Origin of the sequence: Streptomyces sp. NPDC020801 (assembly GCF_044334385.1) — a bacterium.
Classification (GTDB): domain Bacteria; phylum Actinomycetota; class Actinomycetes; order Streptomycetales; family Streptomycetaceae; genus Streptomyces.
Genome location: NZ_JBIRST010000002.1, coordinates 24,612 through 41,415, shown reverse-complemented (window position 1 = coordinate 41,415; position 16,804 = coordinate 24,612). Strand labels below are relative to the sequence as shown.

The window sequence follows — 16,804 nt, the reverse complement described above, 5'->3', positions numbered from 1 at the left end:
ACGACCACCCGTCCCCGTCCCCGTCCCACCGGCCGCCCCGCCCCGACCGTCGTGCCGCGCACGACGGTCGGGGGAGGGTGGCCGCGGTGGAACGGCGGGATGCTGCGGGGCCCGGCGGCCTGGCGGCGGCCCCGTCGGCGGCGGGAGCGGTGCCGAGCGCCGAGTGCCGGTTGCATCGGCGGGTCCGGCGGAGCACCGGCCGCACCGGTCGGGACCGTGGTTCGGGTCGGCCCGGATCTCCGGTCCGGCGGTTGCGGCCGGTCCGGCGGGCGCGGCCGATCCCGCGGTTGCGGCCGGTCCGGCGGTCCGGCCGATCCCGCGGTTGCGGCCGGTCCGGCGGTCCGGCCGATCCCGCGGGTGAGGTCGCCGCTTCGCCGGTGCGGCACCGCGGAGAACCGCCGTTGCCACGGGTCGCCGCGCATCCGCCGGAAGCCCGGCACCGGGTCCGGCACCCACCGGATCAGCACCGCCGGGAGGGCCGGAGGCAACGGCGGCCGCCTTCCGGACCCCCGGGCCTTCCGGACCGCCGGGCCTGCCGGATCTTCCGAACCGGCCGGACCGCCGAACCGGCCGGGGCGCCTCGGTCAGGCGGCGGCGGCGCGGGGTGGGCTCGATGCCGGGTCCGCGCGGTGCATGGAGTGGCCCGTTGCCAGGTCGCTGAGGATCGCGGACGCGGCGCGGTGGCCCGAGTGGAGGGCGCCCTGGACCGTGCTGGTGTCGCGGTGGTCGCCGCAGACGTAGAGGCCGGCGAGGAGGCGTACCGGGCGGCGCAGGTCGTGCGGTGGGCGCATCGCGGGCACCGCCTCGGCGGTGTGGTGCACGGCGAGGGTCTCCCAGCGCGCCGTGGAGATGCCGTAGAGGCGGGACAGGTGGATGCGTACGGCGGTGTCGACCTCGGCCGGGGGGACGCCCAGGACCGTCGAGGAGACCAGCGTCCGGCCCGCGGGGGCGCGCGACGGGTCGACCCGGCTCACCACCGCCGTGTGCGCGACCGGACCGCCGCGGTCCGCGTCGAGCAGCAGGTACCCGCCGGTCTGCGGCGGCTCGTCGGTCGTGTGGTGCACCACCGTCACCGGGTGGAAGGCGGGCACCCGCAGCCCGGGCAGCAGCTCGGCGGCGGCGCGCGCGTCGGTGGCGATCAGTACGGCCCGGCAGCGGATCTCGCCGTGCTCCGCGGTGGTCACCGAGGTCGTGGAGACCGAGGTGACCCGGACGCCGGTGTGCACGGTGTCCGCCGGCAGCGTGCGGGCGAGCAGTTCGGGCAGCACCTCGGCGCCGCCCTCCGGCAGGCACAGCCGGCCGCCGGCGAAGGCGCGCAGCGCGAGGTCCGCGCAGCGGCTGGAGCTGGTGAGGTCCGGGTCGCACAGCAGGGCGGCCAGCAGCGGACGCAGGAAGCCGTCGACGGTGCGGGCGGGCAGGCCGCGGGCCGCCAGAGCCTGTGCGGCGGACCGCTCGGGGCGCGACAGCAGGCGTTCGACGGGCGCGGCGGCGATCCGGGCGAGCGCCGCGTTGAGCCGGGCCTGGTCGACGGCGGTGCCCAGCGGCGCGCCCGTCCGGGGCCTGACGGGAGGTGCGGGACGCAGGGCGCGCGTCCGGGTCGCGGGCGCACCGGGTGGCCAGGGGGCGCTCGTAAGGGCGCGCACGGCGTGGAGTGCGCTCCTTGCGCTCCCTCCGCGCGCCGGGGCGCCCGTGCGCAGGTGCCGTCCGTCGCTGTGCAGCAGGACCCCCGGCGCGAAGGGGCGCAGCACGAACGCGTCCAGCCCTGGGCTCAGGCCCAGTTGGGGATACGACGTCGACAGCAGCTGTCCGATCCGGTCGAGCCGGAACCCGTCGACCTTCTCCGTCGACATGCGGCCGCCCACCCAGGGGGCGGCCTCCAGGACTGCGGTCGTCACTCCTGCGCTGGTCAGCCGATGCGCCGCCGAGAGTCCGGCGACTCCGGCTCCCACCACGACGACGTCCGCCTGGTACGCGGGCTCAAGCACGTGCCCCTCCTCGAGGTTGCGCGGCCGGTGGGGCAGTGATGCCCTCAACCGACTTGAGAAATACCCGAGTTCGGGTCGAGGTTAGGGCCGGTATCAGTCAGGAACAGACGCGCATCGGCAGGGCACGGTCGCACGGCGGTCGCATACGCTCGAAAGGTGGTGAGAGTGAGGTGGTGGAGCGTCACAGCGCCGCCCGGACGGCCTCCTCGATTCCCGGAAAGGCGAACGAGAACCCCGATTCCAGCAGCCGCTTCGGCACCACCCGCGCGCTCCCCAGCACGTCCGCCGCCATCTCACCGAGCACGGTCCGCAACACCTGCGCCGGCACCGGGAAGAGCGTCGGCCGGTGCAGCACCCGCCCCATCGCGGCCGTGATCTCACGGTTCGTCAGCGGCTGCGGTGCCGTCAGGTTGACCGGTCCGGACAGGCTCCCGGTGTCGATGAGATGGCGCAGCGCGGCCACCTCGTCGTGCAGCGCGATGAACGACCAGTACTGCCGCCCGTCGCCCAGCCGCCCGCCGAGGCCCGCCTTGAACAGCGGGAACAGCCGCCCCCACGCCCCGCCCTCGCGGGCCACCACCAGCCCGGTGCGCGCGAACACCGTCCGCACCCCCGCCTCCTGCGCCGGGGCCGCGGCCTCCTCCCACGCCACGCACACCTCGGGCAGAAAACCGTCCCCCGGCGGCGCGTCCTCGTCGACGGCCCGGTCACCGGTGTCGCCGTAGATGCCGATCGCGCTGCCGCCGACGAAGACCCGCGGCGGTGCGTCGAGTGAGGCCACGGCCTCGGCGAGCGCCGCCGTGCCGAGCACCCGGCTGTCGCGGATCGTCCTCTTGTACTCGTCCGTCCAGCGGTGGTCGCCCACCCCCGCACCCGCCAGATTGACAACGGCGTCGCAGCCGGCGAGCCCGCCCGCGTCGACGTACTGCCCACCGGGATCCCAGCAGACCTCGTCCCCGCTCCGGGCCGAACGGCGCACCAGACGCACCACCTCGTGCCCGTCCGCGACCAGGGATCGCACCAGAGCGCTGCCGATGAGACCGGACGCGCCGGCCACCGCGATTCGCGAACGTTCCATGCGCCCATCCTGCCCGGTGCGCCGCCCCGATTCCGGCGAGGCCGCTCCGCGTCCGCCGTAGAGTGACCGCCATGCCGGTTCTGCACATACGCCGCGCCACGCTCGACGACGAGGACGGCCTGGGCCGACTCGACCGCGCGACCTGGTCCCCCCTGCACGCGGTCACCCCGCCACCGCGGCAGCCGTACGAGCCCTTCTTCACCCGGCGGTCCGGACCGCGCGAGCACCTGGTCGCCGAACTCGGCGGCCGCCTGGTCGGCTACATCCGGCTCGGCCTCGCCACCGAACTGGCCTCGAACGCGCATGTGCGGCAGATCCGCGGACTCGCCGTCGCCGAGGAGGCCCGCGGCCGGGGTGTCGGACGCGCCCTGCTGCGCGCCGCCGTCGAGGAGGCCCGCCGCCAGGGCGCCCGCCGCGTCAGCCTGCGGGTGCTGGGCCACAACACCCCGGCCCGCGAGCTGTACGCCTCCGAGGGGTTCGTGGTGGAGGGCGTCCAGCCGGGGGAGTTCCACCTGGACGGCGCCTACGTCGACGACGTGCTCATGGGCCGCCCGCTGTGACCACCCCGCACCACCCGCGGCCTCACGAGTCGGCCAGCCGGCCCGAGTCCACCGGCGCCGTCGCACCCGCCGCCCGGCGGGCGTCCGGGGCCACCTCGGCGGCCGTCAGCACGTACCCCGTCCCGTTGTCGGAGGTCGAGCGGGCGAAGACCACGCCGTAGACCCGGCCGTCCCTGGTCAGCAGCGGCCCGCCGGAGTTGCCGGGCCGCACGGTGGAGCGGATCGAGTAGATCTCGCGGGTGACCGTGGCGTCGTTGTAGATGTTCTGGCCGGTCGCCCTGATCCGGTTCGCGACCGTCGCCGCCTGCAGGTTCAGGTCCCCGTCCTGCGGATAGCCCGCGACCACCGCCGAGTCTCCGCGCGCGGCGGTCCCGTCGAACCTGAGGACGGGCGCCCTCAGCCCGGGCACGTACAGCACTGCCACGTCCCGGTCCGGGTCGAAGAGCACCACCCGCGCCTCGTACGACCGCCCCACGCCGCCGACCCGCACGGCCGGGTCCTCGATGCCCGCCACCACGTGCGCGTTGGTCATCACGTGCTGCCGGGCGTAGACGAAGCCGCTGCCCTCGCGGCCCTGGTTGCCCGAGGCTCCCTCGATCTTGACCGTGCTGAGCCGGGCGGCGTCGGCCGCGCTCGCCGTCACGCTGTCGCCGGTGGGCTCGGCGACGCCCGCCGCCGGCTCGTTCTCGAACGGGTTGAAGACCTGCGGGAAGCCCGCCTCGGTCAGCGCCGAGGTGGCCCGGGCGAACCAGGCCGGCGTGGTGTCCGGCATCGCTTCCTGCACCACGCCCAGCAGCGTCGAGTCGCGGATCGCCGTCGTCACCACCGGGGAGGAGGAGGCGCCCAGGACCGTCGCGGCCACCCAGGCCACGATCAGCACGGCCACCGAGTTGGCCGCGGCCCCGCCGACGCCGTCGGCCACGCGCAACGGCCCGCGGTCCAGCTCGCGCCGCAGCCGCAGCGCCAGGCGTCCCGCCAGCTCGTGGCCCACCACCGCCGGGACCAGCACCGTGAGCACGGCGGCGACCGTTGCCGTCGTCGTCCCGCGGGTGACGAAGTTCATCACCCAGGGCAGGACCCACACGCCGACGACCGCGCCGCCCACGAACCCGGCCAGCGAGACGCAGCCCGCCACCAGTCCGCGCCGGTAGCCGGACGCGGCGTAGACGACGATCACCAGCAACAGCAGGAGGTCGAGCAGGTCCACTCACGCCGCCTTTCTCTCGGACCCTTCATTACGTGGGGAACGGGTCCAGTGATCAGCCACACGCACGCGGGTCCGGGAACCGGCCACGTGTACGTGTACCCCCAGAAACGCCCCGGACCAGGACGATGGTTCCACCGGGTGGCACAGCACACATCGCGGGCCGGCCGGATCGGCCCGACAGTGAGCTCATGCGTGTGGTGAGAGGTGCCGGGCGCGCCCGGAGCCGCCAGGGACCCGGACGGCTGCGCCGGGCCGTCGTGGCCGTGCTGTGCTGTCTGCCGGGGGCCGCCGCCGTCGGCGCGCCGACGCTGCCCACGCCGGGCGCCGACCGCACGGTGGCCGTGCCGGTGCCCGCGTGGGCCGTGCCGCCGCGCCCCGCCGCCCCCGCCCGCACGACCGGGTGAGCCGCCGCCGCTACTGGCGGAACCGGTCCCACAGCCTGGGGTACCGCTGGGCGAGCACCCGGTCCTCCTCGAAGTCGACCGGTGTGCCCTCCGGCTCCGCCGGGGCGGACGGAATGCCGAGGTCGGGGGCGACCGTGCCGGTGAGCTGCTCGTAGGCCTCGTCGGCCGCGTAGCCGAGCTCCTCGCCGTCGCCGTCGATCTCCTCGTCGAAGTCGTCCAGCAGATCGGCGAGCGAGTCCGGGTCGTGCAGAGCGCCCTCGAAGACCTCCCGGCCCTGGCCGATCAGCCAGCACCGGAAGAAGTCGAAGGCGTCGTCGCTCGCCCCGTCCAGCAGTACCCAGGCGGCGCCCCACAGGTCCCAGCGGTAGGCGCGGTTGTAACGGGACTCGAAGTGACGGGCGAAGTCCAGCACCACCTCGGGGTCGCAGTCGAGCAACCGCTCCAGGAGCAGGTCGGCCTGCTCCTCGGTGTCACCCTCGGCGGCCTCCCGGCTGTCGTCGATCAGCTCCCAGAACTCCGTCTCGTCCATCACGGGTCAAGCATCGGCCTTCGAACCAAGGGGCGCACGCGGAGTGCGGTGGATTGTTATCCACAACCCGCACGCTCCACGGGCGGTTCGGCTCCGGGGCCGTACAGGGCGGCGAGACGCTGTGCGTCGGTAACCGCCGACCAGCCTGTACCCCCGGCGCGGCCCCGGTCGGCGTACACCGGCACTCCCGTCTGGGACAGCGCCTGCGCGTCCCTGGTGGCGGTTCGTTCCGACACCTCCGGTTCCCGGGCGAGCTCGGCGGCGGTCATGGAGTGCCGTGACCGGAGCAGCAGCACCATCCTGACCAGGCGGGCGGCACGCATGGGTTCATGATGCCGGGCGCCACCGACAGCGAAGGGGTACGGCGGCCGCCGTACCCCTTCGTCACGCCTCGCCCCAAGCCCCTACAGGCCGTACTTCTCCCGGGCCTCCTTGACCGCCGAGGCCTTCACCTCTCCGCGCCGGGCCAGCTGGGCCAGGGCGGCGACGACGATCGACTGGGCGTCGACGCCGAAGTGGCGGCGGGCGGCCTCACGGGTGTCCGACAGCCCGAAGCCGTCGGCGCCCAGCGAGGAGTAGTCCTGCTCGACCCACTGCGCGATCTGGTCCGGTACCTGGCGCATGTAGTCGGAGACCGCGAGCACCGGCCCCTCGGCGCCCTGCAGCGTCTGCCGGACGTACGGCACCCGCTCCTCGCCCCGCAGCAGCGCCGCGTCGGCCTCCATGGCGTCCCGGCGCAGCTCGCTCCAGGACGTCGCGGACCACACGTCGGCAGCCACGCCCCACTCCTCGGCGAGCAGCTTCTGGGCGTCCAGCGCCCAGTGGATGGCCGTGCCGGAGCCCAGCAGCTGGATCCGCGGGGCGTTCGCCGGGGCGGACAGACCCGCCGACTCCGCCGTGTTGAAGCGGTACAGGCCCTTGACGACGCCCTCGTCGATGCCGGGGCCGGACGGCTTGGCCGGCTGCGGCAGCGGCTCGTTGTAGACCGTCAGGTAGTAGAAGACGTTCTGGTCCTCACCGGGGGCCGCCTCGCCGTACATACGGCGCAGACCGTCCTTGACGATGACCGCGACCTCGTACGCGAACGCCGGGTCGTAGGTCAGTGCGGCCGGGTTGGTCGCCGCGATGACGGGGGAGTGGCCGTCGGCGTGCTGCAGGCCCTCGCCCGTCAGCGTCGTACGGCCGGCGGTGGCTCCGACCAGGAAGCCGCGGCCGAGCTGGTCGCCGAGCTGCCACATCTGGTCGGCGGTGCGCTGCCAGCCGAACATCGAGTAGAAGATGTAGAACGGGATCATCGCCTCGCCGTGCGTCGCGTACGCGGTGGACGCGGCGATGAAGTCGGCCATCGAACCGGCCTCGGTGATCCCCTCGTTGAGGATCTGGCCGTTCTTGGCCTCCTTGTAGTACATCAGCTGGTCGCGGTCGACCGGCTCGTACGTCTGGCCCTTGGGCGAGTAGATGCCCAGCGAGGGGAACAGCGACTCCATGCCGAAGGTGCGCGCCTCGTCGGGGACGATAGGCACCCAGCGCCTGCCGGTCTCCTTGTCGCGGACCAGGTCCTTGACCAGGCGGACGAAGGCCATCGTGGTCGCCACGTTCTGCGAGCCGGAGCCCTTGTCGAAGGCGGCGAAGGCCTTGCCGGCCGGGGCCGGCAGCGGCGCGACCGGGTGGACGCGGCGCGCCGGGGCCGGGCCGCCGAGGGCCGCGCGGCGCTCCTGGAGGTAGCGCACCTCGGGGGAGTCGGCGCCGGGGTGGCCGTAGGGCACGACCCCGTCGGCGAACTGCGCGTCGGAGATCGGCAGCTCCAGCAGGTCGCGCATCGCCTTGAACTCGTCCACCGAGAGCTTCTTCATCTGGTGGTTGGCGTTCTTCGACGCGAAGCCGCTGCCCAGGGTGTGGCCCTTGACCGTCTGGGCCAGGATCACCGTCGGGGCGCCCTTGTGCTCCAGGGCGGCCTTGTAGGCGGCGTAGACCTTGCGGGACTCGTGGCCGCCGCGCGAGAGGTGGAAGCACTCGAGGATCTTGTCGTCGCTCAGCAGCTTCGCCATTTCGGCGAGCGCCGGGTCCTTGCCGAAGAAGTCCTCGCGGATGTAGGCCACGTCGCGGGTCTGGTACGTCTGGACCTGCGCGTCCGGCACCTCGCGCAGCCGGCGCACCAGCGCGCCCGTGGCGTCCAGGGCGAACAGCTCGTCCCAGGCGGAGCCCCACAGCGTCTTGACCACGTTCCAGCCGGCGCCCCGGAACTGGGCCTCCAGCTCCTGCACGATCTTGAAGTTGGCGCGGACCGGGCCGTCCAGGCGCTGCAGGTTGCAGTTGATGACGAAGGTGAGGTTGTCCAGCTCCTCACGCGCGGCCAGCGCGAGCGCGGCCGTCGACTCCGGCTCGTCCATCTCGCCGTCGCCGAGGAACGCCCACACGTGCGAGGCGGAGACGTCCTTGATGCCGCGGTTGGTGAGGTAGCGATTGAAGCGAGCCTGGTAGATCGCGGAGAGCGGGCCGAGGCCCATCGACACGGTCGGGAACTCCCACAGCCAGGGCAGGCGCCGCGGGTGCGGGTAGGACGGCAGGCCGTTGCCGCCCGCCTCCTGGCGGAAGTTGTCCAGGTGCTGCTCGGTCAGCCGGCCGTCGAGGAAGGCGCGGGCGTAGATGCCGGGGGAGGCGTGGCCCTGGATGTAGAGCTGGTCGCCGGAGCCGTCCCCCTCCTTGCCGTGGAAGAAGTGGTTGAAACCGGTCTCGTACAGCCAGGCCGCGGAGGCGAAGGTGGCGATGTGGCCGCCGACGCCGTACTTGGAGCCGCGGGTCACCATCGCGGCCGCGTTCCAGCGGTTCCACGCGGTGATCCGGGTCTCCATGGCCTCGTCACCGGGAACGGCCGGCTCGGCGGCGGTGGGGATCGAGTTGACGTAGTCGGTCTCGAGAAGCTTGGGCAGCACGACGCCGGTGCCCTCGGCACGCTCCAGCGTGCGCCGCATCAGGTATGCGGCACGGTGCGGCCCGGCCGCCCGGGCGACGGCGTCCAGGGAGGCCTGCCATTCGGCGGTCTCCTCCGGGTCGCGGTCCGGGAGCTGGTCGAGCTCGCTCGGCTGGATGGCGTTGGGGTCGGTCATGTCGCCGCCTTCCTCAGTCGAAGGGGGTTCCCTCATCGGTAAGGGTTCGGGGGTGCCCTTGGTCTTTGGCAGGACAGGGCTGGGGCTTGGGTGGAAGCCCGTCGGCGACTCTAACTCTCTGATCGATGATCGATCAAAGGGTTCAGGACGAAAAACTCTCGATTCCGAGAAAGTAGGCACGCGGTGCCTTTCGGCCAGGCACGCGGTGCCGCGTTTTCGAACGGTTTCCGCAGGTGAGCAAGGGGATGCTCGACTGCGGTCAGGCCCGTGGCGCGCAGCCGAGGACGTGCGCCTTCACCAGCTCCGCGATCCGCGGGTCGCGCCTGCGGAAGGCCTGCACCAGCTCCTCGTGCTCCTCCGCGTACGACTGCTGGACAGTGCCCAGCCAGCGGATCGACAGCGCGGTGAACACCTCGATGCCCAGGCCCTCCCAGGTGTGCAGCAGCACCGAGTTGCCGGCCGCGCGGACCAGCTCGCGGTGGAAGCCCACCGTGTGCCGCACCTGGGCCGTGCCGTCGGCGGCGCGGTCGGCCTCGTAGAGCGCGGCCACGTGCGTCTCCAGGGCCGAGCAGTCCTGCGCCAGCCGCTCCGCCGCCAGCTCCGCCGCGATGGCCTCCAGACCGGCCCGGACCGGGTAGCTCTCCTCCAGGTCGGCGGCGGTCAGGTTCCGCACCCGTACGCCCTTGTTGGGCGCCGACTCGATCAGCCGCAGCGACTCCAGCTCGCGCAGCGCCTCCCGCACCGGGGTCTGGCTGACCTCCAGCTCGGTGGCGATCCGCCGCTCGACGATCCGCTCGCCCGGCTTCCAGCGCCCGCTGACGATCCCCTCCACGATGTGCTCGCGGATCTGCTCGCGCAGCGAGTGGACGACGGGCGCGGTCATGAGGGCTCCTTAGGGAGAGGCCGACTGGCCCCCTGGGGCGTTCGACGTTGAGTAACAATACGGCCGCCGGCGCCCGGCGGAAGAGCGCATACGGGCGCTTTCACGCAGGTGAGACGAGGCTTACACGCCCTCAGGGCCAAGCGATGACAAACGCGCGGCGCCCCCGCCCGGAGAGCTCCGGACGGGGGCGCCGTACGCCATGATCCCCGATGGGGGTCAGAGGCCGAGCTCGGCCTCGAACTCGCCCGCCTCGAGGATCGCCTTGACCGCCGTCAGGTAACGGGCCGCGTCGGCGCCGTCCACCAGGCGGTGGTCGTAGGAGAGGGTCAGGTAGGTCATGTCGCGGACGCCGATGACCGTGCCCTCCTCGGTCTCGATGACGGCCGGACGCTTGACCGTGGCGCCGATGCCCAGGATCGCGACCTGGCCCGGCGGCACGATGATCGTGTCGAACAGCGCGCCCCGCGAACCGGTGTTGCTGATGGTGAAGGTCGCGCCGGACAGCTCGTCCGGGGTGATCCTGCTGGCCCGGACCTTGCCCGCCAGGTCGGCGGTGGCCTTGGCGATACCGGCGAGGTTCAGGTCACCGGCGTTCTGGATGACCGGGGTCATCAGGCCCTTCTCGGAGTCCACCGCGATACCGACGTTCTCGGTGTCGAAGTAGGTGATGGTCCCCTCGGCCTCGTTGATCCTGGCGTTGATGACCGGGTGGGCCTTCAGCGCCTGCGCGGCGGCCTTGACGAAGAACGGCATCGGGGAGAGCTTGACGCCCTCACGCGCCGCGAAGGAGTCCTTCGCCTTGGCCCGCAGCCTCATCAGGCGGGTCACGTCGACCTCGACCACCGAGGACAGCTGGGCCTGCTCGTGCAGGGCCTTGACCATGTTGTCGCCGATGACCTTGCGGATCCGCGGCATCTTCACGGTCTGGCCGCGCAGCGGGGAGACCTCCAGGACCGGCGCCTTCTTCCCGGCCGGCGCCTGGGCGGCGGGGGCCGGAGCGGCGGCGGCCTTCGCGGCCTCGGCGGCGGCGAGGACGTCCTGCTTGCGGATGCGGCCGCCGACGCCGGTGCCCTTGACGGTGGACAGGTCGACGCCGCTCTCGGCGGCGAGCTTGCGCACCAGCGGGGTCACGTACGCGCCCTCGTCGGTCGCCTGGGCGGCGGCCGGAGCGGCGGCCGGGGCCGGGGTGACCGGGGCCGGGGCGGGCGCCGGAGCCGAGGGGACCGGCTCGGGAGCCGGGGTGACCTGCTGCTGCGGGGCCGGAGCCGCCGGGGCCTGCGGGGCCGGGGCGGCGGGCGCGGGCGCCGGAGCCGCGGGGGCGGCCGGAGCCGGAGCCGGGGCAGCGGCGGCGGGCGCCGGAGCCGGGGCGGCCGGAGCCGGAGCGGCGGCCGGTGCGGCACCCGGGGCACCGATGACGGCGAGCTTGGCGCCGACCTCGGCGGTCTCGTCCTCGCCGACCACGATCTCCAGGAGCACGCCCGAGGCGGGCGCCGGGATCTCGGTGTCGACCTTGTCCGTGGAGACCTCGAGCAGCGGCTCGTCGGCCTCGACGGAGTCGCCGACCGACTTCAGCCAGCGGGTGACGGTGCCCTCGGTGACGGACTCGCCGAGCGCGGGCAGGACCACGTCCGTGCCCTCGGCGGAGGACGCACCGGCGGTGGCCTCGGCGGTCGGGGCGGGGGCGGGCGCGGCCTGCTCGGTGGAGGGGGCGGCCGGGGCGGCCGTCTCGGTGGGCGCCGGGGCCGGGGCGGCCTCGGCGGCGGGGGCCGGGGCAGCGGCGGGGGCGCCGGTGCCGTCGTCGATCACGGCCAGTTCGGCGCCGACCTCGACGGTCTCGTCCTCGGCGACCTTGATGGAGGCCAGCACACCGGCGGCGGGCGAGGGGATCTCGGTGTCGACCTTGTCGGTCGAGACCTCGAGCAGCGGCTCGTCGGCTTCGACGCGCTCCCCCTCGGCCTTCAGCCAGCGGGTGACAGTGCCCTCGGTGACGCTCTCGCCGAGCGCCGGAAGGGTTACGGAAACCGCCATGGTTTCGGTTGCTCCTTACGAATTACGGAAGTCTGTGTCGTCGCGCCCGATGACTGAAGGCGTCAGTCGTGGGAGTGCAGCGGCTTGCCGGCCAGCGCCAGATGGGCCTCGCCGAGCGCCTCGTTCTGCGTCGGGTGGGCGTGGATGAGCTGGGCCACCTCGGCCGGCAGTGCCTCCCAGTTGTAGATCAGCTGGGCCTCGCCGACCTGCTCGCCCATGCGGTCGCCGACCATGTGGACGCCGACCACGGCACCGTCCTTGACCTGGACGAGCTTGATCTCGCCCGCGGTCTTCAGGATCTTGCTCTTGCCGTTGCCCGCCAGGTTGTACTTCAGAGCGACGACCTTGTCCGCGCCGTAGATCTCCTTGGCCTTGGCCTCGGTGATGCCGACGGAGGCGACCTCCGGGTGGCAGTACGTCACCCGCGGAACGCCGTCGTAGTCGATCGGAACGACCTTCAGGCCGGCCAGACGCTCCGCCACCAGGATGCCCTCGGCGAAGCCGACGTGCGCGAGCTGGAGCGTGGGGACCAGGTCACCGACGGCGGAGATGGTCGGGACGTTGGTGCGCATGTACTCGTCGACGAGGACGTAGCCGCGGTCCATGGCGACACCGGCCTCCTCGTAGCCCAGGCCCTGCGAGACCGGGCCGCGGCCGACCGCGACGAGCAGGACCTCGGCCTCGAACTCCTTGCCGTCGGCGAGGGTGACCTTGACCCCGTCCTGGGTGTACTCGGCCTTCGAGAAGAAGGTGCCCAGGTTGAACTTGATGCCGCGCTTGCGGAAGGCGCGCTCCAGCAGCTTGGAGCTGTTCTCGTCCTCGACAGGGACGAGGTGCTTCAGGCCCTCGATGACCGTGACGTCCGCGCCGAAGGACTTCCACGCGGAGGCGAACTCGACACCGATGACGCCGCCGCCCAGGATGATCGCGGACTGCGGCACGCGGTCCAGGACGAGGGCGTGGTCGGAGGAGATGATGCGGTTGCCGTCGATCTCCAGGCCCGGCAGCGACTTCGGCACGGAGCCGGTCGCCAGGAGGACGTGGCGGCCCTGGACCCGCTGACCGTTGACGTCGACGGAGGTCGGGGACGACAGCCGGCCCTCGCCCTCGATGTAGGTCACCTTGCGGGAGGCGACCAGGCCCTGCAGACCCTTGTACAGGCCGGCGATGACGTCGTCCTTGTACTTGTGGACGCCCGCGATGTCGATGCCCTCGAACGAGGTCTTGACACCGAACTGCTCGCTCTCGCGGGCCTGGTCGGCGATCTCGCCCGCGTGCAGCAGGGCCTTGGTGGGAATGCAGCCGTTGTGCAGGCAGGTGCCGCCGAGCTTGTTCTTCTCGATCAGGGCGACGTCCAGGCCCAGCTGCGCCCCGCGCAGGGCCGCGGCGTAACCACCGCTACCACCGCCGAGGATCACTAGGTCGAAAACGGTGCTGGCGTCGTTCGCCACGTCACGTCCTCCATGCATGTGCGCCGTGCGCCGGTCGTCGGTGACCGGCAGGCGGCTGGTGTCCGGCCGCTTGAAGTTCGGCCCTCCGGTGGGGGCCCTGTCCTGCCGAGAACCCATCTTCGCACTTGTCGGAGGCGGACGGGACGCGGGGCCGTGGTGTGAGACGTACCACCCATGGGGCACAACCGGACAAAACGGCCCCGAGCGCGAAAGGCGCCCGGGGCCGTTACGGCAAAGGGATGAACCTCAGCCCAGGTCACCCGAGGCCGTGAGCTCAGCGAGCCGCACCAGTGTCCGCACCGCGGACCCCGTGCCGCCCTTCGGGGTGTAGCCGAAGGGACCCTGCTCGTTGAAGGCCGGGCCGGCGATGTCCAGGTGCGCCCAGGTGATGCCCTCGCCGATGAACTCGCGCAGGAACAGACCGGCGACCAGGCCGCCGCCCATGCGCTCGCCCATGTTGGCGATGTCCGCGGTGGGGGAGTCCATGCCCTTGCGCAGGTGCTCGGGCAGCGGCATCTGCCAGGCCGCCTCGCCGACCTCCTCGGCGGCCTCGTGGACCGCGGCGCGGTACGCGTCGTCGTTCGCCATGATCCCGAAGGTGCGGTTGCCGAGCGCCAGCACCATCGCGCCGGTCAGCGTGGCCACGTCCACGATCGCGTCCGGCTTCTCCAGGGACGCGGCCCACAGCGCGTCCGCGAGCACCAGCCGGCCCTCGGCGTCGGTGTTGAGCACCTCCACCGTCTTGCCGCTGAACATGCGCAGCACGTCGCCCGGGCGGGTGGCGGAACCGGAGGGCATGTTCTCGGCCAGCGCCAGCCAGCCGGTGACGTTGACCTCCAGGCCCAGACGGGCGGCCGCGACGACGGCGGCGAAAACGGCGGCCGCGCCGGACATGTCGCACTTCATCGTCTCGTTGTGGCCGGCCGGCTTGAGGGAGATGCCGCCCGAGTCGTAGGTGATGCCCTTGCCGACCAGCGCCAGGTGCTTCTTCGCCTTCGAGCTGGTGTACGACAGCTTCACCAGCCGCGGCCCCGCCGCCGAGCCGGAGCCGACGCCCAGGATGCCGCCGTAGCCGCCCTTGGCGAGCGCCTTCTCCTCGAGCACCTGGATCTTCAGGCCGTGCTCCTTGGCCGCGTCCTGTGCGACGGCGGCGAACGCGGCCGGGTTGAGGTCGTTCGGCGGGGTGTTGACCAGGTCGCGGGCGCGGTTGAGTTCCTCGCAGACGGCCACGGCACGGTCGACGGCCGCCTTGTAGGCGCGATCGCGCGGCTTGCCGCCGAGCAGGACGACTTCGGCCAGCGGCGCCTTGCCGCCCCGCCCCTTGGCGTCCTTGCCGTTGTCCTTGTAGGTGTCGAAGGAGTACGCACCGAGCAGCGCGCCCTCACCGACGGCACCGGCGTCGGCGGCGTCCGCGAGCGGCAGCGCGAAGGCGGCCTTCTTCGCCCCGGCCAGGGCACGGGCGGCCACCCCGGCGGCCCGGCGCAGCGCCTCGGCGCCGTACCCGGCCCCCTTGTCCCCCTTGTTCGAGGTGTTTCCGGGCTCCGCTCCGAGGCCCACCGCCAGCACGAGCGGGGACTTGAAGCCGGACGGCGCGGGCAGCTTCGTCACCTCGCCCTCGGCACCGGAGGCACCGAGGGTCTCCAGGACGTCGGCGAGCCTGCCGTCGTACGCCTTGTCCACGGCCTCGGCGCCCGGTGCGACGACCGGTCCCTTGGTGCCCTTGGCGACACCGATCACGATCGCGTCGGCCCGAAGGCCGGGCGCCGCGGCGGTGCTGAGAGTGAGAGCAGTCACGGTGGTGAAATCTCGCTTCCCTGTGAAAGGTGGTGTGGCCGAATAAGGGGTGGGTCGACCGGGCCCGACGACCGACCCTAGAACGCTCCTGCGGTGCGGTCTTCACCCGGGCAGGCAAACACCCTGCACGAGCCTACGCGCGTTGCTGCGCCGATCCGCCCCGCGGGCGTTCACCGGAGGGCTGCGTTGCCGCCATTTTCCGGTCCGCGTTCCGGCGGCCGGGGCGGCCGGGCCCGGGTCCCGCGGGCGGTCCGCCCGGCCGCCGGGGCGGACAACCCGCCTGCGGACGTCCGGAGTCGGCGATGATCGAGGGGTGTACGTGTCCCCGCACCCCGGAGGCCGCCCGGTGAGACGCCCGATCCCGCGCCCCCTTCTGCCGATCGCCGTGCTGCTGCTGCTCGTGGGCTGCACCGGCCGGCCGGACGCCGGGGACGGCGCCGGCGGCAGCGACGGCACGCCCGGCCACGGCGGCAGCCCGTCCGCGGCCGGGCGCTGGCGGCCGCGTCCCGGGACCAGCTGGCAGTGGCAGCTCAGCGGCCGCCTCGACACCTCCGTCGAGGCGGCGGTCTACGACGTCGACGGCTTCGACCAATCCGGGGCGACGGTCGCCCGGCTGCACCGCAAGGGCCGCAAGGTCGTCTGCTACGTCTCGACCGGCGCCTGGGAGGAGTTCCGCCCGGACGCGGGGAAGTTCCCGGAGCCGGTGCTGGGCAGGGGCAACGGCTGGAAGGGCGAGCGCTGGCTCGACATCCGCCGCACCGACGTGCTGGAGCCCCTGATGGCGGCCCGCCTCGACATGTGCCGGAAGAAGGGCTTCGACGCGGTGGAGCCGGACAACATGGACGGCTACAAGAACCGCACCGGCTTCCCGCTGACGGCCGCCGACCAGCTCCGCTACAACCGCCTCGTCGCGGAACTCGCCCACGACCGGGGCATGTCGGTCGGCCTCAAGAACGACCTGGACCAGATCCCGCAGCTGGTGGGGGACTTCGACTTCGCGGTGAACGAACAGTGCGCCCAGTACGGCGAGTGCGCCCGGCTGAAGCCCTTCGTCGCGGCCGGCAAGGCGGTGTTCCACGTCGAGTACGAGCTGCCGGCGAGCAGCTTCTGCGCCCGGTCGCGCCGGCTGGGGCTGAGCTCGCTGCTCAAGAAGTACGAACTGGGGGCATGGCGCCGGGCGTGCTGAGGGCGGGGCCGAGTCCGAGCCCGGTGACCGTCGTGCGCGCCACCCGGTCGGCCAGCGAGCGCCGCCCGGGCAGCAGCACCGGCACGGCGTTGAGGAGGAAGACCGCCACGGCCACGGCCCACACCAGCACCGACAGCAGGAACTGACCCTCGACCAGCAGCACGCAGGCCACGGAGTAGACGGCGACGTCGGCCGCGGTGGTGACCGCGGCCCGCAGCGCCACCCGGCGCGCACGGTCCGGGTCGGCCGGGGCGACCCTCAGGCCGAGCAGTGCCTTGCCGACCGTCCGCCCGGCCAGCCCCAGGCAGACCCACTGGTAGAGGAAGGCGATCAGTACCAGCGACCCGAAGGCCTCCTCGACGTAGAGCACCGCCTTGTTCCACAGCGACAGCCCGAGGTGCGCCGAGGCGCCGATGACGTCGCCGCGCGAGGTGAGCAGGTCGAGGCCACTGCGCGTGGCGAGCTCCGGCACGTCGGTGACGAGCGCGGAGATCCGGTGGAAGGTGAGCACGGCCAGCGCCGAGGCCACCGCGGCCACCAGCGCGAAGTCGACGAGCCAGGCCACGGCACGGCGCAGCTTCGGCACAGACGT

The 16,804-nt window shown here is 73.0% G+C and carries 13 protein-coding genes and 1 pseudogene; 3 read left to right on the top strand and 11 right to left on the bottom strand.

Translation table 11 applies throughout. From position 1 onward, the window contains the following. Window positions 1-584: 584 nt before the first annotated feature. Window positions 585-1,985: an NAD(P)/FAD-dependent oxidoreductase gene (locus ACH4UM_RS05035; protein ID WP_398173697.1), complete on the bottom strand. Its 1,401-nt coding sequence runs from the start codon at window positions 1,983-1,985 to the stop codon at window positions 585-587. A gap of 181 nt (window positions 1,986-2,166) precedes the next feature. Beyond that, window positions 2,167-3,063, bottom strand: a complete 897-nt coding sequence (locus ACH4UM_RS05030) for a TIGR01777 family oxidoreductase (RefSeq protein WP_398173695.1) — start codon at window positions 3,061-3,063, stop codon at window positions 2,167-2,169. Between the two features lie 71 nt (window positions 3,064-3,134). Here ACH4UM_RS05030 and ACH4UM_RS05025 point away from each other — a divergent pair, with 71 nt between their 5' ends. Beyond that, window positions 3,135-3,623, top strand: coding sequence for a GNAT family N-acetyltransferase (locus ACH4UM_RS05025; RefSeq protein ID WP_398173693.1), 489 nt, complete (start codon window positions 3,135-3,137; stop codon window positions 3,621-3,623). A 22-nt stretch (window positions 3,624-3,645) separates the two neighbouring features. Here the strand turns inward: ACH4UM_RS05025 and ACH4UM_RS05020 are convergent, their stop codons facing one another. Further along, window positions 3,646-4,830, bottom strand: coding sequence for a MarP family serine protease (locus ACH4UM_RS05020; protein WP_398173691.1), 1,185 nt, complete (start codon window positions 4,828-4,830; stop codon window positions 3,646-3,648). A 188-nt stretch (window positions 4,831-5,018) separates the two neighbouring features. On the opposite strand from ACH4UM_RS05020, the gene ACH4UM_RS05015 reads away from it, so the two are divergent. Further along, window positions 5,019-5,234: a hypothetical protein gene (locus ACH4UM_RS05015; protein ID WP_398173689.1), complete on the top strand. Its 216-nt coding sequence runs from the start codon at window positions 5,019-5,021 to the stop codon at window positions 5,232-5,234. Window positions 5,235-5,244: 10 nt separating this feature from the next. Here ACH4UM_RS05015 and ACH4UM_RS05010 read toward each other — a convergent pair whose 3' ends face one another. The 7 genes and pseudogenes from ACH4UM_RS05010 to ACH4UM_RS04980 all read right to left on the bottom strand — a co-directional run bounded on the left by ACH4UM_RS05010 (window position 5,245) and on the right by ACH4UM_RS04980 (window position 15,026). After that, on the bottom strand, window positions 5,245-5,763 hold the full coding sequence (locus ACH4UM_RS05010; protein ID WP_398175000.1) for a DUF4240 domain-containing protein: 519 nt from the start codon (window positions 5,761-5,763) through the stop codon (window positions 5,245-5,247). Between the two features lie 126 nt (window positions 5,764-5,889). Beyond that, window positions 5,890-6,086 (bottom strand): annotated as a pseudogene (locus tag ACH4UM_RS05005) (helix-turn-helix transcriptional regulator); the annotation flags it as partial. Window positions 6,087-6,167: 81 nt separating this feature from the next. Then, complete coding sequence (gene aceE, locus ACH4UM_RS05000; protein ID WP_398173687.1) at window positions 6,168-8,870, bottom strand: pyruvate dehydrogenase (acetyl-transferring), homodimeric type; 2,703 nt, start codon at window positions 8,868-8,870, stop codon at window positions 6,168-6,170. A gap of 259 nt (window positions 8,871-9,129) precedes the next feature. Beyond that, entirely contained in the window at window positions 9,130-9,753 is a 624-nt protein-coding gene (locus ACH4UM_RS04995) for a GntR family transcriptional regulator (protein ID WP_398173685.1), read from the bottom strand. A 216-nt stretch (window positions 9,754-9,969) separates the two neighbouring features. After that, window positions 9,970-11,781, bottom strand: coding sequence for a 2-oxoglutarate dehydrogenase, E2 component, dihydrolipoamide succinyltransferase (gene sucB, locus ACH4UM_RS04990; RefSeq protein ID WP_398173683.1), 1,812 nt, complete (start codon window positions 11,779-11,781; stop codon window positions 9,970-9,972). A 62-nt stretch (window positions 11,782-11,843) separates the two neighbouring features. Further along, window positions 11,844-13,232 (bottom strand): dihydrolipoyl dehydrogenase, encoded by a 1,389-nt coding sequence (gene lpdA, locus ACH4UM_RS04985; protein WP_398173681.1) that lies wholly within the window; start codon window positions 13,230-13,232, stop codon window positions 11,844-11,846. A gap of 246 nt (window positions 13,233-13,478) precedes the next feature. Beyond that, on the bottom strand, window positions 13,479-15,026 hold the full coding sequence (locus ACH4UM_RS04980; protein WP_398173679.1) for a leucyl aminopeptidase: 1,548 nt from the start codon (window positions 15,024-15,026) through the stop codon (window positions 13,479-13,481). A gap of 346 nt (window positions 15,027-15,372) precedes the next feature. Here ACH4UM_RS04980 and ACH4UM_RS04975 point away from each other — a divergent pair, with 346 nt between their 5' ends. Next, window positions 15,373-16,212, top strand: a complete 840-nt coding sequence (locus ACH4UM_RS04975; RefSeq protein ID WP_398173677.1) for an endo alpha-1,4 polygalactosaminidase — start codon at window positions 15,373-15,375, stop codon at window positions 16,210-16,212. Here ACH4UM_RS04975 and ACH4UM_RS04970 read toward each other — a convergent pair. Further along, window positions 16,172-16,798, bottom strand: a complete 627-nt coding sequence (locus tag ACH4UM_RS04970; protein WP_398173675.1) for an RDD family protein — start codon at window positions 16,796-16,798, stop codon at window positions 16,172-16,174. The genes ACH4UM_RS04975 and ACH4UM_RS04970 overlap by 41 nt on opposite strands. Window positions 16,799-16,804 lie beyond the last annotated feature (6 nt).